Origin of the sequence: Marinobacterium sedimentorum (assembly GCF_024267675.1) — a bacterium.
In the GTDB taxonomy this organism is placed as follows: domain Bacteria; phylum Pseudomonadota; class Gammaproteobacteria; order Pseudomonadales; family Balneatricaceae; genus Marinobacterium_A; species Marinobacterium_A sedimentorum.
The window spans coordinates 144,831-165,532 of the sequence record NZ_JALDYX010000009.1; the positions used below are offsets into that span (position 1 = coordinate 144,831).

The window sequence follows — 20,702 nt, forward strand, 5'->3', positions numbered from 1 at the left end:
CGCATCGGTTGCGCTGTCGGTCCGGTCGGGTTGTTTTAGGCGTGAACCCTTCGCCAGCGCCTCTGAACCGGCGCCAGGCGCTGCTCGGAGACGTTGCAGTACATAGAATGTCTGTATACAAAAATAAGCTTGATAGTACGCATTATGCGATGCCGGGCGCCGGTCGGCAAGTCGGCGGTGCGCGTTGGCAGACAGGCCGATTTTCCACTGGCTCTGGGCAAACTGTCTGTACAGATGGCTCAGGCGCCATTCATACTGGGGCCCCGATACTGCTGATTTTCTGCCGGAGTTGCATTCTATGTTGAGCCGATTTTCATTCAAGGGTTTCACCGGGCTTGGGTCCCTTGCGCTGGGCCTGCTCTGGTTGCTGAGTTCATCTGCCCAGGCGCAGGATCTGTCGACGCAGCAGGTCGAGGCCTATATCGCCCTTATGCCTGAGGTTAAGACCTTCGCCAACCAGATCGACCCTGCCCTGGGACAGCGCTTGCGCTCAGAGTTGCAGCCTGTGGCCGGTGAGGCTTTCCGGCCCCATGCTCGAGGGCTGACTATTCTGCAGCATCAGCAGCCGGGCCAGCTGCAGCAACTGGATCAGCTGGCGCGCGGCGGTCGTTTCGTTGATGCCCAGTCCTGGGCCTGGGTGGGGGATCGGGTTCTGCTTGGTTACGCTGCGCTCAAGGCCGAGGCCGCCTATCCGCAGATCCTGGAGCTGGCTCGCAGCATGCAAACGATGGATCCTGCCCTGCAGGCCATGATGCCGCCGCAGTTTCAGAGCCGGGTCGCCCAGATTGGCGTGATGGCGCAGGAAGTTGCCAAGGTTTCCGAGGCCGACAAGCAGGTGCTGCGGCCGTTTCTGGGGCCGCTGGATGAACACTGGAAAAACGAATGGCAGGCATATCAGTCCAGTACCACGGCGCGCTAACAGCGTGTGGCTTGTCGAATATTTGCCTGAACAGGCCTTTCTCTTAAGATCCGCGACTCAGAGTGCTGAGCAACTCATACCGCTGAAAAGCCCGGCCGCTCGGCCGGGCCTGTCTAGTCGAATGCTGCTGCGCTATCAGAGCGTCTGGTGCGGGCCAAAGAGTTCGTAGTGCAGGCGACTGTCGGCCACACCCCAGGCTTTCAGCTGGCGGTGGATTGATTGCATAAAGGGCAGGGGGCCACAAAAGTAATATTCCGTGTTATCCCGCTCAATGGCTGCACGCAGCGGTGCCAAATCCATCATGCCGGTGGCCTGATAGTCCTGGTCAGCAGTATCGGTTGCCAGCGGAGCCTGGTACCAGCAGAAACTGTGCAACAGCTCATGGCTGGCACAGAGTTCTGCCACCTGCCCTGCAAAGGCGTGCTGGCGACCATTCTCGCAGCCATGCAGATAGTACACAGGTGCGCGGTGGCAGGCCTCTGCCAGGCTGTTGAACATGCTGAGCATGGGCGTCAGGCCCACACCGCCACTGAGCAGTACTACTGGCGTATCGGGGGTTACATCCAGGTAGAAGTCCCCGGAAGGCGGCAACAGGTCAATTTCATCGCCAACCTGCAACTCATCGTGCAGATAGGTGGAAACCTGTCCGGGGACGGGGGCTGCTTCACGTTTGACGCTGATGCGGTAGCTGCGGCCATTGGGGGCATCGGATAGCGAATACTGTCGATACTCATGCTGTGCCAGGCTCGGGTGGCTGATGGAGACTGTCAGATACTGGCCGGGCTTGAACAGGCTGACTGGCGCACCGTCCAGTGGCTCAAATTCAAATGAACTGATCAGGTCGGTTTCCTGAATCTTGCTGGCCAGGCGAAAACGCCGCTTGCCACGCCATCCTCCATTCGCATTCGCGGCCTGATCATAGATTTCAGCCTCGCGCCCGATGAATATCTCGGCCAGCTGCCCGTAAGCGAGTTCCCAGGCTTCGAGCACTTCAGCGGTGGCGGCATCGGGCGCGAGCTCACGGATGGTTTCGAGCAGGTGATGGCCGACAATACTGTACTGTTCTGGGCGGATCAGGAAGCTGGTATGCTTCTGGGCAATGCGCTCAACGGCCTGGCTCAAGACTGCCGGGTTGTTCAGATAGCGCGCATAGGCAAGGATGGCGTTGAACAGCGCGACGGGCTGGGCGCCTGATGTCTGGTGGGCGAGGTTGAATACGTCCTTGAGTTCCGGGTTGTCGCGGAACATGCGGGCATAAAAGTGTTCGGTGAGGGCAGGGCCCGCCGACTCCAGCAATGGCAGAGTGGCTTGAACGGTCTTGATGTGATGGGGTTGCAGCATGGGGGTTCCTTAAGGTGTTATTTGAGTGCATCTTTAAAAATGTATTATCTATATATGTATGTGGAAGTCAACAGAGATGGCAGGTCTGAGTGCTTGTCGCTCTATTTGTCGCAATTTGCTGACGGTTGTATAAAAAAAGGTCTATGGTCAACAGAGCGCTGGGTCCCCGAAGATCATCTATTGTTAGATTTTGGTTTGGGGACTTTGCCCGTACCCATCCGGAGGCCTATACCCGATGAGTCCGCTGGACGCCCGCTATCTGCGCAGGAAGCTACTGGAGGCTCAGCATGAGCAAACACCGGTTGCACTGTGTGGGGGGGCCTTTGTGTCAGCCTGTGCTGGCGGTTACTACTGGTGGTTAACGCAGCAGGCGTTCTATGTCTATTGGTTGCTGGCCGCCGCCCTGGTGATCCTGTCGCGTCTGTCGCTGTATCTGTGCTTTGCGGCCTGGCGCCGGGATCAGAACGGCAAGGCGCTCGAATCAGCCAGCTGGCGGCACCTGCATGTCGCAGGCTTCGTTGCGGCAGCCCTGAGCTGGGCGATAATCGGCCTCTATGTTGAATACAGCCTGCCCTTTGCTGATGCGGCCTTTATCTATGTGTGCCTGGCCGGAATGGTGGCGGGCAGCGTAGTGAGTACCGCTTCGGTATCGCCACGCATGTTTCTGATCTTCTCTGCGATTACGTTGCTGCCGGTGGCGCTGGTACTGCTGATGTCGCTTGAGCCACAGAAGATGGCGATGGGGCTGGTCAGCGCGGGTTTTTTCGTATTTTCATTGCGCTCGATTTACCGTATCGCGGATATTTTTGAGGGCTTCGTGGCCAGTGGTGTGGTCAATGAGCAGTTGTTGCGTGAACTGCGTCAGGAGCAGCGTCAGGTGCTCAAGCTGAATGAGCAGCTGCGTGAGGACATCGAGATGCGCTCCCGGACCGAGCTGCAGCTGAGGGCACAAAAACAGCGCGCCGAGTCCCTGGCTGAAAAGCTGTACGCGCTTTCGTCGATCGACGGTCTGACGGAAATCCCGAATCGGCGCTATTTTGATGAACACTTTGCCGAAGAGTGGAGCCGCGCCCTGCGTGCGCAATCGGTGCTGTCGCTGATCATATGTGACATCGACTATTTCAAGGATTTTAATGACCACTACGGTCACCTGATGGGCGACGACTGCCTGCGGGCGGTCGCCAGCACCCTGGATCTGCATGCGCGGCGGGCCGGGGATGCCGTGACACGGTTTGGTGGCGAGGAGTTTGCGATCATTCTGCCCGGCATCGGACTGCAGGAGGCGTGCCTGCTGGCCGAGCAGATGCGCGAGGCGGTGTTGGCGCTGGGCATTATGCATGCCGCGTCAAAAGTCAGTGAGCGGGTGACTATCAGTATGGGGGTGGCCTGTACCATCCCGAGCCAGGAGGCTCTGGCCGAGGGGTTGCTGCGCCGCGCGGATGAAGCGCTTTATCGCGCCAAACACCGGGGGCGCAACCAGGTGGTCAGCGCCGGTGCCGTTTAATATCTGGCTGCTGGCTGAGCCGGGGTCACGCGGGGCTACTTGATGGCTATGCCACAGCCGCGCAGGATAATCTCGGTCAGCGTTCGGGTTGCCGTTTCGTACACCTCTGGCCCCAGTGACTCTTCTCCCAGGGCGGCCTCAATCTGAACGGCGAAGTCGGCATAGTGCTGGGTGGAGCCCCAGAGCAGGAATATCAGATGGGCCGGGTCTACGGCTTTCATCTTGCCGTCGGCAATCCAGTGCTCGAACACCGCCGCCCTTTGCTTGAACCAGCTGCGATAATCCTGTTTGAAAAACTTGCTCAGATGAGGGCCGCCGCTCAGTATCTCCATGGCAAAGATACGTGAGGCCAGGGGATACTGACGGGAAAACTCGATTTTGGCGGCGATATAGCGCGGCAATACGATAGCCGGGTCATCTTGGGGGCTCAGCTCATTGAAGGTACTGTCCCAGAGGTCGATAATGTTCGCCAGCACCGCGTAGTAAAGCCCAAGCTTGTTGCTGAAGTAATAGTGGATATTGGCTTTGGGCAGGCCGGCGCGATCGGCCACCCGCTGCATGCTGGTACCCTTGAAGCCATGACAGGAAAATTCCTGCTCAGCCGCGCTGATAATCAGCTTTTCGTTTTGTTGCCGAATGCGACCGGCGGGTTTGTCTGCGCTGTGAGCATTGACTTCAAACTGCATGCCTGCGAACTCTTTTGACCTGAACGATGGCCCATTATAAGGGATCCGGTGCTGTTGCGGGCCACTCCTTTGGGTTATGGCCAGAGGACGCAGAAAGGGTGTGCGAGCCTGTGAGAGACAAGATCTTGTGCTGACGAGGCTGAGCTTGTGATGGCTGCCGGCACTATCGGGGCTGGCAGGATTTTTAACGATGTTTCATTAGGGTGGTGGTCAGGGATGGGCATTCAATGATGGCGAAGAGCTTGCAGGCCGACCTGCTGATGCTGCTGGTAACCTTGCTGGCAGCCATGGGTTGGATGTTTTCTCACGAGGCGCTGAACGAGATGCCTCCGCTGGGTTTTATCGGCGTGCGATTTTTACTGGCGGGTTTGCTGGTGGGGTTTCTGGGCTGGCATCAGGTGCGGCTTTTGCAATGGCAGGCCTGGCGACGCGCCGGTGCCACCGGTGTGGTCATGGGACTCGCCATGCTGTGCTGGATACTGGGGCTGGCCAAGGCCACTCAACTGGGGGTTGGTGCCTTTATTTCCAGTTTGAGTGTTGTGCTGGTACCGGTGGTCGGCTGGCTGTTTTTTCGCCAGACACCATCGGCCAGCACCTGGGTCGCCCTGCTGGTGGCGACGCTTGGGCTTGGAAGCCTGTCGCTGGAGGCGGGACTGAGCTTTGCGCCCTCCGATGGCTACTTTGCGGCGGCGGCGGTGATACTGGCGCTGCATTTCAACCTTAACAGCCGATATGCGCTGAGTATTCCGCCGGTGGCGCTGACCGGGATTCAGCTCGGCGTCGTTGGCCTGATCGCGTTATTGGCGTCCGGCCTGACCGAGACCTGGGCTCTGCCTATCAGCGGGGTCGGTATTGGCTGGCTGCTGGCGAGTATTCTGATCGCGACCAGCCTGCGTTTTTTCCTGCAGATCAAGGCCCAGGGCATGGCGTCCGCCAGCCATGCCGCCATTATCATGACACTGGAGCCTGTATGGACGGCGCTGCTGGCCATGCTCTGGCTGCACGAACAGATGAGCCTGCAGCAGCTGATTGGTTGCTCGCTGATTTTTCTGTCGCTGCTGATCAACCGTTGGCGCTGGTTGTTGCACCGGCCTAGTTAGGGACTTGGCCGGCCCCGGCGTCGGACGTGCCCGATCAGGACGGTCGGGCGATGGAAAAAAGCTCACCCAGGCTTGCGTACTGAGCCCCGCCCAGGCGGGCCAGTGGTTCCAGTGCGGCGGCATCGATGCTGTGGCGACCGTTGTTCTCGCTCAGAATGTCGTCACTGACGTAGAACTGGCGCACGCGGACGTAGACGATTGCCTGCTCGGCCGGGCCCAGATAATGCACCTCGTGGAATTCACAGTGCATGGCAATGCCAGTGTCGCTGATGCGTGGCACGCTGCAGCCGGGAAAGTCCGCCAGCTCCAGTTTCAGCGATGCCAGTTCCGACTCGCCGTACTCGAGGCTGGCGGCGCTGGCGGTCACGGCTGCGGCGTGGTGGCGGGATGGTATCTGGATCACGAAGTCACGCTTGCTGAGAATATTGCGGCGCGAGTCCTTGATCTCGCCGCCGTCCTTGCGCCCGATCGACAGCATCAGCAGCGGTGGATCGGAGCAGACGGCATTGAAAAACGAAAACGGGGCCAGGTTCAGGCTGTCGTTGTCGTTGCGGCTCAGAATCCAGGCGATGGGGCGCGGTACCAGGCCCTGTGTGATCAGGTGATAACGGCGGTTGGGCGACAGGGTGTCGAAGTCAAAGATCATGGGGCGACTCGGTGCTGTTGGACGTTGGGGTGCCGGGCGCAATGGCGGCTGTGTACGGCACAGGCCAGCGTCAGCTTAGGGGCTTTGAGCGGTGTCGGCAACCGCTAGAGCACCAGCGCCCGGTATACCTGGTTCGACAGCTGTGACAGGCGGGCCTGATCGATGCGCCCGCTCAGGCTGTAGCCCCAGTGTCCGTCAACCCAGTAGAAAGTCGAGACGCCCCTGTGCTCACTGAACAGGAAGCTGCTGGGCTGACTGTCGGCCGCCGCGGCAATGTACAGGGTGATACGTTCGCCACCGGCATCCTGATACATCAGTTGGGCTGCAGGGCCGTCTGGGGCCGGCAGCAGGCGCCCGCCGAGTAACTGGAAGCCAAGTCCGCTGAGATCGGGTGCTGCCAGCGGGCGGTCCAGTCGTTTGGATAGCCATTTCAGCAGGTGCGCCTGCTCCTGCTCGCCAACCTCGACGGGGTGGCGCACCTCCACGCTGTAAAGCGCATGGGCCTGGAGGGCGCTCTGGACAAAGGCGGGCCGGCTTGCAGGCTGCGTGGGAACTGTGGCCCAGAAGGGGATCAGCAGCGCGCTGCAGACTGAACCCAGGGCAAAAGCTGTCAGGGTTGGCAGTACTGGCCAGCGCCGCCAGGGCCGGGCAGGCGGCGCCTGACGGGGCCTCAGCGCGTAGTCGTCCAGGCTGCGCTGATGATGTACCGGATCGAGCTGCGCCAGCAGCCGTTGATCCTGTTGCAGTGGGTGCCAGTAGGCCGCCTGCTGCGGATGCTGGCTCAGCCAGTCATCGATCCTGCGCTGCTGTGTATCTGGCAGGCGTGCCGTCAGCCACAGCTCCATCTGGTCGGCATCGAAGGGCTGGCCTGTGCGCGGGCTTTCATTTGAGGTACTCATTGCTGTTCCCGGTAGCGGTGGTCGTCGGCCTGCTCGAGCAGTTTCCGCAGTTTTTGGCGTGCCCGGTGCAGCCGGGACATCACTGTACCCAGCGGTAGATCCAGAATATGGGCAACCTGTTCGTAACTGAAGCCCGCCTGGGCCACGAGCAGCAGCAGTGAACGGTCATCCACCGACAGGTATTGCAATGCCCGGTGCAGGCCGGCGCAGGGCCCGTCAGGGGGCTGCTCCACCGGGTCGCCATAGAGCGAAACCAGGCTTGGAAAGTGCTTCTCGCGGGTTTTGCCCTGCTGCACCAGGTTAATGAAATTGTTGTGCATAATGCTGAAAAGCCAGGGGCGGCGTTTGCTGCGTCGCAGCCACAGCGGCATGTTCGCCAGTGCGGACAGCAGGGTTTCCTGCACCAGGTCCTCCGCATCATTTGGGGCGTAGAGCAGCGAGCGGGCGTAGCGGCGCAGATCTGGCAAATGTTCTACAAGGTCATTCTTGTTCACGCTGTGCAGTCCTTGGAGCGGCAGGCTAGCAGCCTGTCGGGCTTGGCCGGTCGTAGCGAGGGAAAATCCGTTTTGAGGCAGTTTTTGAGCTATTTTGAGGCGAATAGTGGTTCTATTTAACAAAAAAGAGAACGAAAAATGACCAAAGGCGGCTTTCCCGCAGTAGATCAGTGTTAAGTCCGACAGGCTGCTAGGGCCCTGCCGCTGGCGTGATCAGTCAGGCACTGTCGGCCGACGGATCAGGGGCGAGCCAGGTGCCAGACATCCTTGAGGCCGTCACCGGTGATGTCGCCTGCGTGCTGGTCCTTGACGAAACCATAGAGTGGTGCGCCTTTGTAGGTCCACTGCAGGCTGCCGTCGCTACGCTCGCTAATGCTGAAGTCGCCGTCAGCTTCGGCGCCGGCTTCAGCCAGCAGCGGCGGCCAGTTCTGGGCGCAGGCGTCATAGCAGGCTGACAGGCCGTTAGTGTCCTTGTCAAAGGTATAGAGGCTCATGCCCTGAGCGTCGGTGAGGATCTCGCCCTTGGTGCTGTCGCCGGTCATGGCAGGAGCGGCGAACAGCGGGGCGCTGATGAGCAGGGACAGTGCGGTAGCCAGGGTGAGTTTACGCATGTTGAACGATTCCTTCAGTAGTTGGGTCTTCACACTCATAAACAGTTGAAAGATGTTTTTATTCCCAGGGGCTGCAAATATTTTTCAAGACGTTGCGCAGTCGCGCTTGTGTTTGCGAGACTGGCGCCGTTCAGTGACAGGCGCAGCGGTGCTGCGCATCACTCTAAAGGGAGAAACCCCATGTCCGAGTCAGCGCTGCGTCTGCTGATTTTTGTGGCTGTCTTTGCGCTGGTGGCGCTCTGTGAGCATGCCTGGCCCAGGCGCGCCCGTCGACAGTCCAGAGGTACACGCTGGGGCATCAATCTGGGCCTGCTGGGCATCGATATACTGGCGCAGCGCCTTACTCTGGGGGCGGCAGCCCTGGGAATGGCCGTTTACGCCCAGGCGCAGGGCTGGGGGCTGTTCAATCTGCAGGCATGGTCCGCGTGGCTGAGCGCGGTGGCGGGTTTCCTGTTGCTGGATCTGGCGATCTACCTGCAGCACCGGCTGTTTCATGCTGTGCCTCTGTTCTGGCGCCTGCATCGGGTGCACCACACGGATCTGGATCTTGATCTGTCCAGCGGTTTTCGGTTTCACCCGCTGGAGATTCTGCTGTCGCTGCTGTACAAGGTCGCGCTGGTGGCGGTGTTGGGCATCAGCCCGGTCGTGGTGCTGGTGTTCGAGGCGACGCTCAGTGCCGCGGCGCTGTTTAATCATGCCAACCTGCGTTTGCCCGCTAAACTGGATGCGGGCCTGCGCTGGCTGATCGTGACACCGGACATGCATCGGGTACACCACTCGGTGATTGCGGCAGAAACCAACAGCAACTACGGCTTCTTTATGTCGCTGTGGGATCGTCTGCTGGGCAGCTACTGCGCCCAGCCGTCTGCCGGGCACCTGGGCATGACGATAGGTCTGCGTGAATATCAGCGCGAAGACAGGCTCGGTCTGATGCAGCTGGTGCTTATTCCGTTCAGAACGCCTGGAGCTGAGAGCTCGCATTCGGCTGGCAAGGTGGATACGCGCTAACCGCCTCAGGCTGTATTTTTGTACAGAGGGCGCGGCGAACAGTTGTGCCTGCGGCGGAGTTTAAGTGACAGCTATTGGTTGCTATTTGTACAGTCAGCGCCGCGGCGCGCATTGTGCAAATGCGTAATTATAGAGTGTTATTTGTACAGTCGTTCCCTGGGCTGGCGAGCTGCATATCTGGCCGTATTGTAAAGCAGTTTTTTTATATAAATTTACCGGCGCGGCAATTTGAACACAGCTCCCGGAGTAGCGGCTTTTGGGGCCTTTAACGGCCCCGGCTACACAGAATACTTGGCTAAATCAAGAGTTGAAAAAAAACGGTTTGTATCTATATTTAGTGCCAATTAATCCAGCGTCCACTATATGTAGTGTTTCATCTGCGGCGATCCCACAGTTGAAACTGGCTTTGCTGTTGCCTGAATTCACCTTTGAGGCTTGCCCTCTATGTTGTATTGGCAGTGGCTTTTGTGCGACGAACTGGCGCTCAAACGACAGACATAACATCCAGGAGTAGGCGACGGATGCAGCAAGATTTGATGGTTACAAAACGGGATGGTCGACGGGAAACAATCGATCTTGAGAAAATTCACCGTGTCGTAATCTGGGCTGCCCAGGGCCTGGACAATGTGTCCCCGTCCGAAGTCGAGCTCAAGGCCCATCTGCAGTTTTATGATGGCATCAAAACCTCCGATATCCACGAGACGCTGATCAAGTCGGCGGCTGACCTTATTTCGGAAACGGCGCCGGACTATCAGTACCTGGCGGCACGCCTGGCCATCTTCCATCTGCGCAAGCGCGCCTTTGGCGTCTTCGAGCCGCCGCACCTGCAGGAACATGTCGCCCGCATGGTGGAGAGCAAACGCTACGACCGTCACCTGCTGGAAGACTACAGCGCGCAGGACTGGGATGAGCTGAACAGCTACCTGGTGCACGATCGCGACATGAATTTCAGCTACGTGGCCGTGAAGCAGCTGGAAGGCAAATACCTGGTGCAGAACCGGGTTACCGGTGATATCTACGAAAGCCCGCAGATCCTTTATATGCTGGTGGCTGCCTGCCTGTTTGCCAACTACCCGGCGGAGACACGACTGGATTACGTGCGTCGTTTCTATGATGCCACCTCGCTGTTCAAGCTTTCACTGCCGACGCCGATCATGGCCGGTGTGCGTACCCCCACGCGCCAGTTCAGCTCCTGCGTGCTGATCGAGTGCGATGACAGCCTGGACTCGATCAACGCCACCGCCGGTGCCATCGTCAAGTATGTGTCCCAGCGCGCCGGTATCGGCATCAACGCCGGCCAGATCCGCGCCATCGGCAGCCCGATTCGTAACGGTGAAGCCTTTCACACCGGTTGCATTCCGTTCTACAAGCATTTCCAGACCGCGGTGAAGTCCTGCTCCCAGGGCGGCGTACGCGGCGGCGCGGCGACACTGTTCTACCCGCTGTGGCACCTGGAAGTGGAGTCGCTGCTGGTACTCAAGAACAACCGCGGCGTTGAAGAGAACCGGGTGCGCCATATCGACTACGGCGTGCAGCTCAACAAGCTGATGTATCAGCGCCTGATCAAGGGTGAAAACCTGACCCTGTTCAGCCCGCACGAAGTGCCGGGCCTGTACGATGCCTTCTTTGCCGACCAGGTCGAATTCGAGCGTCTGTATGTGCAGTACGAACAGGATCCGTCGATCCGCAAGAAGACCATCAAGGCGGTCGAGCTGTTTGGTCTGCTGGCATCGGAGCGTGCCTCCACTGGCCGTATCTACATCCAGAACGTCGATCACTGCAATACCCACAGCCCGTTCGATCCCAAGGTTGCACCGGTAAAACAGTCCAACCTCTGTCTGGAAATTGCACTGCCTACCAAGCCGCTGCGTGATGTGAACGATCCGAACGGCGAGATTGCCCTCTGTACCCTGTCGGCCTTCAACCTGGGTGCGCTGGCCAACCTCGACGAGCTGGAAAACCTGTCCGACCTGATCGTGCGGGCACTGGATAACCTGCTGGATTACCAGGACTACCCGATTCTGGCGGCCCACAATGCCACCAACTGGCGTCGTACCCTGGGCGTGGGCGTCACCAACTTTGCCTACTATCTGGCCAAGAACGGCGTGCGCTATTCCGATGGCTCGGCCAATGGTCTGGTGCACCGCACTTTCGAGGCGATCCAGTACTACCTGCTCAAGGCCTCTAACCAGCTGGCCAAGGAGCGTGGCGCCTGCCCGAAATTTGATGAGACGACCTACGCCAAGGGTCTGCTGCCGATCGATACCTACAAGCGCGAGATCGACGAGTTCTGCGACGAGCCACTGCATTACTTCTGGGAGACGCTGCGTGAAGACATCAAGGAATTCGGCCTGCGCAACAGCACCCTGACCGCGCTGATGCCCTGCGAAACCTCGTCGCAGATCACCAACTCCACCAACGGTATTGAGCCGCCCCGCGGCTTTGTATCGGTGAAGGCGAGCAAGGACGGCATCATGAAACAGGTGGTGCCGGAGTATCTGGAGCTCAAGCAGCACTATGAGCTGCTCTGGACCATCCCGAACAATGAAGGCTACCTGCAGCTGGTGGGTATCATGCAGAAGTTTGTCGATCAGGCGATTTCTTCCAACACCAACTACGATCCCAGCAAGTTCCCGGGTGACAAGGTGCCGATGAAGCAGCTGCTTAAAGACCTGCTCACCGCCTACAAATACGGCGTCAAGACGCTGTACTACCACAATACCCGCGATGGTGCTTCCGATGGCCAGGATGACGGCTGTGAAGGCGGCGCCTGCAAGCTGTAATACCTGCGTTCAGAAATATCGGGCGCGGCCGCTGTCATCCTGATGGCGGCCGCGGCCTGTCCGGTTGTCGCTCTTTCGGAGTTTTAAGGACTTAATGGCTTACTCCACGTTTAATACGTCTTCCCACGATGCTACGCTCGAACCGATGTTTTTCGGTCGCAGTGTCAATGTTGCCCGCTATGACAAGCAGAAATTCCCGATCTTCGAAAAGCTGATCGAGAAGCAGTTGTCGTTTTTCTGGCGTCCCGAGGAGGTCGACCTGTCGACCGACCGCAAGGACTTCATGGCGATGCCAGAACATGAGAAGCATATCTTCCTCAGCAATCTGAAATACCAGACATTGCTGGATTCAGTGCAGGGGCGTTCGCCCAATATCGCCTTTTTGCCGGTGGTGTCCTTGCCCGAGCTGGAAACCTGGTTTGAAACCTGGGCCTTCAGCGAAACCATTCACAGCCGTTCCTACACCCATATCATCCGCAATATCATTACCGAGCCTTCGCTGGTGTTCGATCAGATCGTCACCAACCAGGAAATCGTCAAGCGCGCTGAGTCTGTTACGCGGCTGTACGACAGGTTCATTGCGCTGGTGCAGGTCTATGGCATTTATGGCGCGGGCGTGCACGAGATCAAGGGCAAGCAGGTGGATGCCACACTGCGCAATCTCAAGCGCACCTTGTACCTGACGCTGGTGTCGGTCAACGTGCTGGAAGCCATTCGCTTCTACGTCAGCTTTGCCTGTTCCTTTGCGTTTGCCGAGCGGGCCATCATGGAAGGCAACGCCAAGATCATCAAACTGATCGCACGGGATGAGGCCCTGCACCTGACCGGCACTCAGCACATGCTGAACCTGATGGCCAGCGGTGCCGATGACCCTGAGATGAAGGAAGTGGCCGTAGAGTGCCGCGAAGAGGCGCTGAAAATTTTCGCCGAAGCGGCGCAGCAGGAAAAGGACTGGGCACAGTACCTGTTCCGTGACGGCTCCATGATTGGTCTGAACGCCAAGATTCTCAGCGACTATGTCGAGTACATCACCAATGTGCGGATGAAAGCGCTGGGCTTTGAGGAAATGTTCAAGACGCAGCAGAACCCGTTGCCCTGGATGAATGCCTGGCTGGTGAGTGACAACGTCCAGGTAGCGCCTCAGGAGTCGGAAATCAGCTCTTACCTGGTCGGGCAGATTGACAATGAGGTGGGAGACGGCGATTTCGACGACTTTGACTTCTAACCGCGTTATGCCTGCAGACAAGGAGCGAGCCATGGCCGGGATTCCGCGTATCAAGGTCAGCAACTATCCCACCTTCTATTACCAGTACGAGTTTTCGCTGCTGGATGCACTGGAGGCGCAGGAGATTCCGGCGCCCTATAGCTGTAGAGGCGGGTACTGCGGAACCTGCAAGGTGCGTCTGCTCGATGGTGAGGTGGAAACCGTACAGGATTGTCTGGTCGACCTGCACGACGATGAAATCCTCACCTGCTGCTGCAAACCCAAAACGCATATCGAGATAGAGCTTCCGTCGGAATAAGTGAGGGCTACAGGGGCGCAGGAGGTAGAAGCATCCGGCGCCACTCTTTATATCGACATGCTCGATGGTGAGGTGGAAACCGTACAGCTGTCCACAGGGAGCGGTCTGGTCGACCTGCACGACGATGAAATCCTCACCTGCTGCTGCAAACCCAAAACGCATATCGAGATAGAGCTTCCGTCGGAATAAGTGAGGGCTACAGGGGCGCAGGAGGTAGAAGCATCCGGCGCCACTCTTTATATCGACATGCTCGATGGTGAGGTGGAAACCGTACAGCTGTCCACAGGGAGCGGTCTGGTCGACCTGCACGACGATGGAATCCTCACCTGCTGCTGCAAACCCAAAACGCATATCGAGATAGAGCTTGCGTCGGAATAGTCAGGGCTACAGGGGCGCAGGAGGTAGAAGCATCCGGCGCCACTCCTTGTATCGACAGTTGCGGCGGGTACTGCGGAAGCTGCAAGCTGCGTCTGCTCGATGATGAGGTGGAAAGGGTGCCGCTGTTACAGAGAGCGGCACCGTCTCCACTGCGGACCTTCGTTTTCTTTCTGCTTGCTCCTTTCACCTCGCCGCTTTTTACCGCCTCTTAATCTGCCTTTTAGATCCCTCAATTCGGCGCCATAAAAATCTTTTGCACAGCTGAAGATAGCCCACTGTCAATATTGACTTTGGCTGCTAAATCTAAAGTTTATGATTTTATGTGTTGCGTAACCTGCTGAAATATAAAGCTTATCCTGATTTGTTCGAATATTGCGCGATTTTCCGAAAGCCGCGTAGCCGCTGCTTTTCAGCGACATACGCAATAGTTATGCAGTAACTTATACACAGAATGTGTGAGTAAGCCCGCAAGCGATTCATGCGCCCGTATCAGCGCCAGTCTGGGGACGGAACTGCCATACTTTTGGCAGTAACGGATTCGGAGAATCGTCATGTTTGAGTATCAACCTGCGCTGGTCTCCCTGATAGGCAACACGCCGCTGATCGAGTTGCGTCAGGTGTCGGAGCTGACCGGCTGTACCATTCTCGGCAAGGCCGAGTTTCTCAACCCCGGCGGTTCAGTGAAAGATCGCACAGCGCTGGGCATTATTCGGGATGCTGAACGCAGAGGCCTGCTCGAACCCGGCGGTACCGTCGTGGAGGGCACCGCCGGCAATACCGGTATAGGTCTCTGTCTGGTGGCCAATGCGCTGGGTTATCGTACCGTTATCGTTATGCCGGAAACCCAGAGCCAGGAGAAGAAGGATCTTCTGCGCCTCTATGGTGCCGATTTGCGCCTGGTGCCCGCGGTGCCCTACGTCGATGAAAATCATTATACCCGCGTCTCTGGCCGCATCGCCGAGCAGATGCAACAGCAGGGTGTCAGCGCCATCTGGGCCAATCAGTTCGACAATACCGCTAATCGCGAGATTCATTATCAGACGACAGGGCCTGAAATCTGGCGCCAGTGTGGCGGACAGCTTGATGCTTTCTGCTGTGCGGTTGGCACGGGCGGTACTTTGGCAGGCGTCGCCAGAGCGCTGCGCGAGCAGGATAAAAGCGTGAGCATCGTGCTGTCGGACGCCGAGGGGGCTTCCTTGTGCAGTTATTATCGCGGGGGTGAGCTGCGCTCCCAGGGATCCTCGGTGATGGAGGGTATCGGGCAGAGCCGCATTACCGCCAATCTGGAAGGGCTGAAGGTGGATGATGCGCTGGAGATCAGCGATTGCGAAGCCTTGCCCTATCTGTATGACCTCTTGCAGTACGAGGGACTGTGCCTCGGAGGCTCCAGCGCCATCAATGTGGCGGGTGCGGTACAGATTGCCCGCACCCTGGGGCCAGGTCATACGGTGGTGACGATTCTGTGTGATGTCGGCTCGCGCTATCAAAGCAAGCTGTTCAATCCGGTTTTCCTGCGGGCAAAGGGTTTACCTCTGCCCGCCTGGCTGCCGGCGTCCTCCTGAAGGAATAAAGCAGTATATGTGCTGCATGATTGGGGCAGGGTGCTGATCCGGTTAGCGCGAGTTACCCACAGGCCTGGGGGTATTTTCAGGCCTGTGTACAGCTAGGTGTGTCCTTTGCTGTCTTTTCAGAAAGATGAATAAAGAACAAGTAGCAGACATGAAAAAGAGCAGTGAAATCGGTCTTGACAGCCTCCCTCTCTGTTGATAATCCACACCTCTTGGATGCATCTTTGGCGTTGTTGAAGCGACGCCGATAATTCGTTAATAAACTCTGTTGACTTATATAAGTATATGTTTTTAATGAATAAAATTGACGTGGTTATATTTTGACCAATCCAAGGTGAGCCCTTGAATGGTGGGGGCTGGGGGCATCTGCCCAAACTTTACCAACAGTTTTATCCACAGAAAGTGGGGGTAACTGAATTATCAACATTCTTCAATCAAACGGACATAAACTGACCAACTGATCAAGAGTTTCAGCGGTCATATTCAGTGTAATTTCAAGCGTTGCTGTATGTTTTTTGTTCGACAGGTCGGCTGCCTGTGTTGCAGTGCTGATGCACTCTGGGCGCTAGTGTACTGCTTAGCCCTAATGGGGGCTTATAGAGCCCGCCAATTCGTGTCCGGCAAGGCGCCGTTCGCAGGTATAAGTGGGGCTCTTGCCAAGAGCGGCAACGCAGCAGGGCGCGAATTGGCGAACTCCCTGCGGGCGAGCCGCCAGGAGGCCGTCCGCGGTGTTGCATTTCCTCGAAATAGGCCCACTATGGCTTCGAAAATGCGCTGTGCGGCCAACCTCCTGGCGACTCGCTAAAAGCGCCTCTAAGAGCGAAGCAGTACACTAGTGCACCGTTGCACGCTATATGAAGCTTATAAGGGCCCCTATTTCCGCCATCCTGCGTTTTTCGTTGTCGCCATAGCCTCCCCAGTAGGACTCCGCCTCCCGCACTGGTTGTCGAAAAATGAGCGTGCTCCAAAGCATCATCAAGAAGGTCCCCGTACACTCTTAAGCCGCCTGGTTAATAGCGGCCATCTTCCCGGCGTAATCCTGTTTGGGGACCGCTTTGGCGCTGGCCCTGTTTCCAGCTGGGCGAGGGGGTCATAACTCTGGCCAGAGTTTTGTGTCAGGTTGCGCTGATGGCGGCGGGTATCCATACCTGCCAGAGCACGTAGAGATTGCTCAGGCCCAGTACGCAGAGGGCACCCAGGTAGAGATAGACGAAGCGGTCAAAGCCGAACCCCGTGCGGTGTTCAATGCCCAGCAGTGCGCTTTGCTCGGCGCGAAAGCGCGCCTTGATCTGACTGAAAAGCAGCAGTTCTTCGCGCAGCAGCAGGGTGCCGAATAGCAGCAGGAAGATGCCGAGTATGGGCAGTGCCAGTACCCAGTAGGACACCACCCGGGTGATCTGGGTTTGTATATAGGGGGCGATGGCCAGCAGTACGGTGGCGGCGGTGAGCTGGAACAGTACCTTCCAGATATGGTCATGGCGGTAGCGGTATTCAGACCAGAGCAGTTCGGCGTGCAGGGTGCGTACTTCGGGGGTGATGGCTGCGAGGCCGTGCTGCTGCTCACTCATTGCTGGTTCCTGCCCGCGCTGGTGATTTGAATGTCTGTGCCTACACGATAGCAGAGTCCCGCGCCGGGACTCAGTCAGGGGCTGTCAGTCTTGTCTCTGTAGTCGCACAGGTCTTCAATCAGGCAGGACATGCAGCGCGGCTTGCGGGCAATGCAGACATAGCGCCCGTGCAGAATCAGCCAGTGGTGGGCATCCTGCAGGAACTCCCTGGGGATAAAACGCAGCAGCTTCTTCTCCACCTCCAGTACCGTCTTGCCGGGTGCGATACCGGTACGGTTGGAGACGCGGAAAATATGGGTGTCTACCGCCATGGTGGGCTGACCAAAGGCGGTATTGAGCACCACATTAGCGGTTTTGCGGCCCACACCCGGCAGCGCTTCGAGCGCCTCGCGGGTCTGGGGGACTTCAGCGTCGTGCAGCTCGATGAGCATGCGGCAGGCCTTGATAACGTTCTCGGCCTTGCTGTTATAAAGCCCGATGGTCTTGATGTAGCCCTTGAGCCCGTCGACCCCCAGCGCCAGTATGGCTTGGGGGGTATTGGCGACTGGAAACAGTTTGCGGGTCGCCTTGTTGACGCCCACATCGGTCGCCTGGGCCGACAGGGTCACCGCCACCAGCAACTCGAACGGCGAGCTGTATTCCAGCTCGGTGGTGGGGTGCGGGTTTTCGTCACGCAGACGTGTAAATATCTGCAGTCGCTTTGCCGCGTTCATGGGCAGAACTCCAGTCTAGTTGATGGTGCCGGTGACGCGCACGCGCCGGCTACCACCGCCGTCAGACTTGGGCTTGCGTGCCTTGCGTCGCTCTTCCAGCCTGGCATCGACAATATTTTTAACGGCGATAAGCAGCCCCATACCGACGAAGGCGCCGGGGGGCAGGATCGCAAACAGAAAGCCCGAGTAGTCGTCTATAAGGGTAATCTTCCAGCTCTGTGCCACCGGGCCGAACAGCAGCTGCATGTCGGCAAAGAGCGTGCCCAGGCCCAGCACTTCGCGCATGGCGCCGAGGATCATCAGCACTATGGTAAAGCCCAGGCCCATCATCAGGCCATCCAGTACCGAGGCGCCCACCGGGTTCTTGCAGGCGAAGGCGTCGGCGCGTCCCATGATGGCGCAGTTGGTTACGATCAGCGGGATAAAGATGCCCAGAATCTGGTACAGCTCATAGGTGAAAGCCTGCATCAGCAGCTCGATCGAGGTCACGAAGGAGGCGATGATCATGACGAAGATTGGCAGGCGCACGGATTCCGGCACAAAATGGCGAAACAGTGACACAGTGAGGTTGGAGCCGGTCAGCACCAGGGTGCTGGCAACGCCCAGGCCAATGGCATTGACCACCGAGCCTGTAACGGCCAGCAGCGGGCACAGGCCCAGCAGCTGCACCAGTGCCGGGTTGTTGTGCCAGAGGCCATCGAGGGTGATCTTTCTGTAATCAGCCATTATCGCGAGTCTCCTGTTGCGCGTCGTCGCTCAGGCCGAGCAGCTCGCCGCGGTGCAGACGAAAATAATCTAGTGTGCGTCCGACAGCATTAACGACTGCGCGGGGGGTGATGGTCGCACCGGTGAACTGGTCGAAGCGCCCGCCATCCTTTCTAACGCCCCAGCTGGGGTCTATTTCGGTTTTGCTCTGGTTGGCAAAGCCCAGCACCCAGCTGGATTTTTTGATATCCACCTTGTCGCCCAGGCCCGGTGTTTCCTTGTGGGCCAGCACGCGCACGCCGGCAACGCTGGCGTCGCTGTTGATGCCGACGATCATGCTGATCTCGCCGGTATAACCATCGGGTGCCACCACCGGCAGTATGACCATCACGGCCTCGCCGTTGCGCATGGCGCGGTAGGCGGTTTCGGGGCGGTTGTGGCCGAGCAGGTCGGGGGCGACAAACTCGATACCATTCTCCAGCAGATCGCTGTCCAGCCCCTCGCGGGGGATGATTTCGTAGAGTGCCCGGGCCTGTTGCTCGCGCTCATTTTGCTTGATGCGATCGGCCGTACCGACCTGGGTAATGGCAATCAGGCCGGCGGTGACCACGGCGAAGATGGCAATGCCGGTGGTGCTGCGGCTGATGGCGCTGAGCATGTGCATCAGGTGCTCTCCTTCTGGCCGCGCTTGGGTCTTGCGTGGCCGTAGGTGCGTGGTTGGGTGTACTGATCGATAAAGGGTGCGCACAGGTTCATCAGCAGCACGGCGAAGGCCACGGCATCGGGGTAGCTGCCCCAGGTGCGGATAATGAAAATCAGCAGGCCTATGCCGATACCGTAATAGATCTTGCCACGGTTGCTGGTAGCGGCGGTGACGGGATCCGTGGCAATAAAGAAGGCACCGAGCATGGTGGCACCCATGGTCAGGTGAAAGAACGGATCGGCATAGGTATCGGGTGAGAAAATGTAGAACAGCGTCGACAATACCGTCAGGCTGCCAAGCACCGCTACGGGTGTATGCCAGGTGAAAACCTTGCGGTACAGCAGGAAGACGCCACCCATAAAGTAGGCGGCGCTGACTGCATGCCAGGCGCCCACGCCGTTGGACAGCACGGTTGAGTTGCGAAAGGCCTCTTCCGTGGTCAGGCCGCCGCGGTGGCGTAGTTCATCCAGCGGCGTGGCTGAGGTGAAAGCATCCACGGCGCTGTGCTCGATGGCGCCGAACATCAGCTTGAAGGTGTCCATAAAACCGAGGATATGCCAGCCGTCCTCACCCTGCAGCACAAAGGGGGCTGTCCAGCGCGTCATCTCGACGGGAAAGGATATCAGCAGCAGGGCATAGGCGACCATCGCCGGGTTGAACGGGTTGTTGCCCATGCCGCCATACAGGTGCTTGGCGATCACAATGGCGACGAAGATGCCGACGACCATCAACCACCAGGGCGCGAAGGGTGGCAAAGCCAGCCCCAGCAGCACGGCGGTTACCAGTGCGCTGTAGTCGCGCAGGTAAAAGCCGATGGGGCGGCCACGCAGTTTCATGACCGCCGCTTCGAAACCCAGCGCCAGCAGCATGGCCCAGCCGATCTGCAGCAGGGTGCCCCAGCCGAAAAAGAACGTCATGGCGGCCATGCCCGGCAAGGTTGCGAACATCAGCAGGCGCATCAGGTGGGCAGAGCTGCCTGCCCGGCGCAGGTGGGGTGAACTCGAGCGAATCAGTGCCATCTTCGGTCAATCCTTATTCAAAACGGCTCAGCGTCTTGCTGAATTCGTCGGCGCGGCTGCGGGCCTGAAGCAGAGCCTGCTCCAGATCTGCAGCGGCGGCGCTGTCGGCGGTGCCCAGGGCGCGCTCGGCTTTGGTGACTTGGGCGCGGGCCATGGCGGTATCGATCTGCAGCTGCCTGAGATCGACACCGGCGGCGGCGGCAATCTCGATGCGTGCCTGTTCGGCCGTACTGAGCTCGGTTTTGGCGCGCTCAAGGCGACGGCTCAGCTGCTGTACTGCTGCGCTGAGGCTTTCGCGGCTATCGGCATCGGCGTCCTGCAGGGCCTTCTCGGCCTTCTTTAGCTTGGTGCGCATAATGGACAGCTGCTGTTTCAGGGCCTTGATATCCGCGACCGTCTCGGCTGCAGTGGCGGTTTCTGGTGCGCCGTCCTGTGCGGCTTTCGGTGCAGTGCCGCCGGCCTCTTCAAAGGCCGCTTTAGCTTCGAGGTACTTGCCTCGCAGTTTCTCGACGCCGGCGGTCATTTTCTCTACCG

The 20,702-nt window shown here is 58.5% G+C and carries 20 protein-coding genes and 1 pseudogene; 9 read left to right on the plus strand and 12 right to left on the minus strand.

The genetic code is table 11. The annotated features are described in order from the left end of the window. The first annotated feature begins 298 nt into the window (after window positions 1-298). Window positions 299-919: a hypothetical protein gene (locus tag MRS74_RS10560; protein ID WP_254580251.1), complete on the plus strand. Its 621-nt coding sequence runs from the start codon at window positions 299-301 to the stop codon at window positions 917-919. 135 nt (window positions 920-1,054) lie between these two features. Here the strand turns inward: MRS74_RS10560 and hmpA are convergent, their stop codons facing one another. Beyond that, entirely contained in the window at window positions 1,055-2,260 is a 1,206-nt protein-coding gene (gene hmpA / locus MRS74_RS10565; protein WP_254580252.1) for an NO-inducible flavohemoprotein, read from the minus strand. 235 nt (window positions 2,261-2,495) lie between these two features. Between hmpA and MRS74_RS10570 the strand changes: the two genes are divergently transcribed. Continuing rightward, the gene (locus tag MRS74_RS10570; RefSeq protein WP_254580253.1) at window positions 2,496-3,764 is read left to right on the plus strand and encodes a GGDEF domain-containing protein; all 1,269 of its coding nucleotides are present in this window, start codon (window positions 2,496-2,498) and stop codon (window positions 3,762-3,764) included. 35 nt (window positions 3,765-3,799) lie between these two features. Here MRS74_RS10570 and MRS74_RS10575 read toward each other — a convergent pair whose 3' ends face one another. After that, on the minus strand, window positions 3,800-4,450 hold the full coding sequence (locus MRS74_RS10575) for a TetR/AcrR family transcriptional regulator (protein ID WP_254580254.1): 651 nt from the start codon (window positions 4,448-4,450) through the stop codon (window positions 3,800-3,802). Window positions 4,451-4,677: 227 nt separating this feature from the next. Here MRS74_RS10575 and MRS74_RS10580 point away from each other — a divergent pair, with 227 nt between their 5' ends. Then, window positions 4,678-5,550, plus strand: coding sequence for a DMT family transporter (locus MRS74_RS10580; protein ID WP_254580255.1), 873 nt, complete (start codon window positions 4,678-4,680; stop codon window positions 5,548-5,550). A 34-nt stretch (window positions 5,551-5,584) separates the two neighbouring features. Here the strand turns inward: MRS74_RS10580 and MRS74_RS10585 are convergent, their stop codons facing one another. From MRS74_RS10585 to MRS74_RS10600, 4 genes are all read right to left on the minus strand, one after another. After that, window positions 5,585-6,196 (minus strand): flavin reductase family protein, encoded by a 612-nt coding sequence (locus MRS74_RS10585; RefSeq protein ID WP_254580256.1) that lies wholly within the window; start codon window positions 6,194-6,196, stop codon window positions 5,585-5,587. Window positions 6,197-6,300: 104 nt separating this feature from the next. Beyond that, entirely contained in the window at window positions 6,301-7,095 is a 795-nt protein-coding gene (locus MRS74_RS10590; protein ID WP_254580257.1) for an anti-sigma factor family protein, read from the minus strand. After that, a complete protein-coding gene (locus tag MRS74_RS10595) occupies window positions 7,092-7,589 on the minus strand; it encodes an RNA polymerase sigma factor (RefSeq protein ID WP_254580258.1) in 498 nt (165 codons plus the stop codon). Before MRS74_RS10595 ends, MRS74_RS10590 begins: the two co-directional genes overlap by 4 nt. 239 nt (window positions 7,590-7,828) lie before the next feature. After that, window positions 7,829-8,200, minus strand: a complete 372-nt coding sequence (locus tag MRS74_RS10600) for a COG4315 family predicted lipoprotein (protein WP_254580259.1) — start codon at window positions 8,198-8,200, stop codon at window positions 7,829-7,831. Between the two features lie 180 nt (window positions 8,201-8,380). Here MRS74_RS10600 and MRS74_RS10605 point away from each other — a divergent pair, with 180 nt between their 5' ends. The 6 genes from MRS74_RS10605 to MRS74_RS10630 all read left to right on the plus strand — a co-directional run bounded on the left by MRS74_RS10605 (window position 8,381) and on the right by MRS74_RS10630 (window position 15,454). Then, on the plus strand, window positions 8,381-9,208 hold the full coding sequence (locus tag MRS74_RS10605; protein ID WP_254580260.1) for a sterol desaturase family protein: 828 nt from the start codon (window positions 8,381-8,383) through the stop codon (window positions 9,206-9,208). Between the two features lie 521 nt (window positions 9,209-9,729). Further along, window positions 9,730-11,991 carry a class 1a ribonucleoside-diphosphate reductase subunit alpha gene (gene nrdA / locus MRS74_RS10610; RefSeq protein WP_254580261.1) on the plus strand — a complete coding sequence of 754 codons (2,262 nt, stop codon included), beginning with the start codon at window positions 9,730-9,732 and terminating at the stop codon, window positions 11,989-11,991. A 94-nt stretch (window positions 11,992-12,085) separates the two neighbouring features. Next, window positions 12,086-13,216, plus strand: coding sequence for a class Ia ribonucleoside-diphosphate reductase subunit beta (gene nrdB / locus MRS74_RS10615; RefSeq protein ID WP_254580262.1), 1,131 nt, complete (start codon window positions 12,086-12,088; stop codon window positions 13,214-13,216). A 31-nt stretch (window positions 13,217-13,247) separates the two neighbouring features. Beyond that, complete coding sequence (yfaE, locus tag MRS74_RS10620) at window positions 13,248-13,514, plus strand: class I ribonucleotide reductase maintenance protein YfaE (protein WP_254580263.1); 267 nt, start codon at window positions 13,248-13,250, stop codon at window positions 13,512-13,514. After that, window positions 13,515-13,703, plus strand: a complete 189-nt coding sequence (locus MRS74_RS10625; RefSeq protein WP_254580264.1) for a 2Fe-2S iron-sulfur cluster-binding family protein — start codon at window positions 13,515-13,517, stop codon at window positions 13,701-13,703. Between the two features lie 740 nt (window positions 13,704-14,443). Then, on the plus strand, window positions 14,444-15,454 hold the full coding sequence (locus tag MRS74_RS10630) for a cysteine synthase A (RefSeq protein WP_254580265.1): 1,011 nt from the start codon (window positions 14,444-14,446) through the stop codon (window positions 15,452-15,454). A gap of 1,121 nt (window positions 15,455-16,575) precedes the next feature. Here MRS74_RS10630 and MRS74_RS10635 read toward each other — a convergent pair. The 6 genes and pseudogenes from MRS74_RS10635 to MRS74_RS10660 form a co-directional block, all read right to left on the minus strand. Continuing rightward, entirely contained in the window at window positions 16,576-17,028 is a 453-nt protein-coding gene (locus MRS74_RS10635; RefSeq protein ID WP_254580266.1) for a hypothetical protein, read from the minus strand. A 74-nt stretch (window positions 17,029-17,102) separates the two neighbouring features. Next, complete coding sequence (gene nth, locus MRS74_RS10640; RefSeq protein WP_254580267.1) at window positions 17,103-17,741, minus strand: endonuclease III; 639 nt, start codon at window positions 17,739-17,741, stop codon at window positions 17,103-17,105. 15 nt (window positions 17,742-17,756) lie between these two features. Continuing rightward, the gene (locus MRS74_RS10645; RefSeq protein WP_254580268.1) at window positions 17,757-18,467 is read right to left on the minus strand and encodes an electron transport complex subunit E; all 711 of its coding nucleotides are present in this window, start codon (window positions 18,465-18,467) and stop codon (window positions 17,757-17,759) included. After that, window positions 18,460-19,110 (minus strand): electron transport complex subunit RsxG, encoded by a 651-nt coding sequence (rsxG, locus tag MRS74_RS10650; RefSeq protein ID WP_254580269.1) that lies wholly within the window; start codon window positions 19,108-19,110, stop codon window positions 18,460-18,462. The genes MRS74_RS10645 and rsxG overlap by 8 nt, the downstream gene beginning before the upstream one ends. Continuing rightward, a complete protein-coding gene (gene rsxD, locus MRS74_RS10655) occupies window positions 19,110-20,168 on the minus strand; it encodes an electron transport complex subunit RsxD (protein WP_254580270.1) in 1,059 nt (352 codons plus the stop codon). Before rsxD ends, rsxG begins: the two co-directional genes overlap by 1 nt. A 13-nt stretch (window positions 20,169-20,181) precedes the next feature. Continuing rightward, window positions 20,182-20,702 (minus strand): annotated as a pseudogene (locus tag MRS74_RS10660) (electron transport complex subunit RsxC); the annotation flags it as partial.

Coding starts and splice junctions, on each gene's coding strand:
- MRS74_RS10590 (WP_254580257.1), bottom strand. CDS start 7,095: ATGAGTACCTCAAATGAAAGCCCGCGCACAGGCCAGCCCTTCGATGCC.
- MRS74_RS10585 (WP_254580256.1), bottom strand. CDS start 6,196: ATGATCTTTGACTTCGACACCCTGTCGCCCAACCGCCGTTATCACCTG.
- MRS74_RS10635 (WP_254580266.1), bottom strand. CDS start 17,028: ATGAGTGAGCAGCAGCACGGCCTCGCAGCCATCACCCCCGAAGTACGC.
- rsxG (WP_254580269.1), bottom strand. CDS start 19,110: ATGCACATGCTCAGCGCCATCAGCCGCAGCACCACCGGCATTGCCATC.
- rsxD (WP_254580270.1), bottom strand. CDS start 20,168: ATGGCACTGATTCGCTCGAGTTCACCCCACCTGCGCCGGGCAGGCAGC.
- MRS74_RS10575 (WP_254580254.1), bottom strand. CDS start 4,450: ATGCAGTTTGAAGTCAATGCTCACAGCGCAGACAAACCCGCCGGTCGC.
- nth (WP_254580267.1), bottom strand. CDS start 17,741: ATGAACGCGGCAAAGCGACTGCAGATATTTACACGTCTGCGTGACGAA.
- MRS74_RS10580 (WP_254580255.1), top strand. CDS start 4,678: ATGATGGCGAAGAGCTTGCAGGCCGACCTGCTGATGCTGCTGGTAACC.
- MRS74_RS10570 (WP_254580253.1), top strand. CDS start 2,496: ATGAGTCCGCTGGACGCCCGCTATCTGCGCAGGAAGCTACTGGAGGCT.
- MRS74_RS10645 (WP_254580268.1), bottom strand. CDS start 18,467: ATGGCTGATTACAGAAAGATCACCCTCGATGGCCTCTGGCACAACAAC.
- hmpA (WP_254580252.1), bottom strand. CDS start 2,260: ATGCTGCAACCCCATCACATCAAGACCGTTCAAGCCACTCTGCCATTG.
- MRS74_RS10605 (WP_254580260.1), top strand. CDS start 8,381: ATGTCCGAGTCAGCGCTGCGTCTGCTGATTTTTGTGGCTGTCTTTGCG.
- nrdB (WP_254580262.1), top strand. CDS start 12,086: ATGGCTTACTCCACGTTTAATACGTCTTCCCACGATGCTACGCTCGAA.
- MRS74_RS10560 (WP_254580251.1), top strand. CDS start 299: ATGTTGAGCCGATTTTCATTCAAGGGTTTCACCGGGCTTGGGTCCCTT.
- MRS74_RS10630 (WP_254580265.1), top strand. CDS start 14,444: ATGTTTGAGTATCAACCTGCGCTGGTCTCCCTGATAGGCAACACGCCG.
- nrdA (WP_254580261.1), top strand. CDS start 9,730: ATGCAGCAAGATTTGATGGTTACAAAACGGGATGGTCGACGGGAAACA.
- MRS74_RS10600 (WP_254580259.1), bottom strand. CDS start 8,200: ATGCGTAAACTCACCCTGGCTACCGCACTGTCCCTGCTCATCAGCGCC.
- yfaE (WP_254580263.1), top strand. CDS start 13,248: ATGGCCGGGATTCCGCGTATCAAGGTCAGCAACTATCCCACCTTCTAT.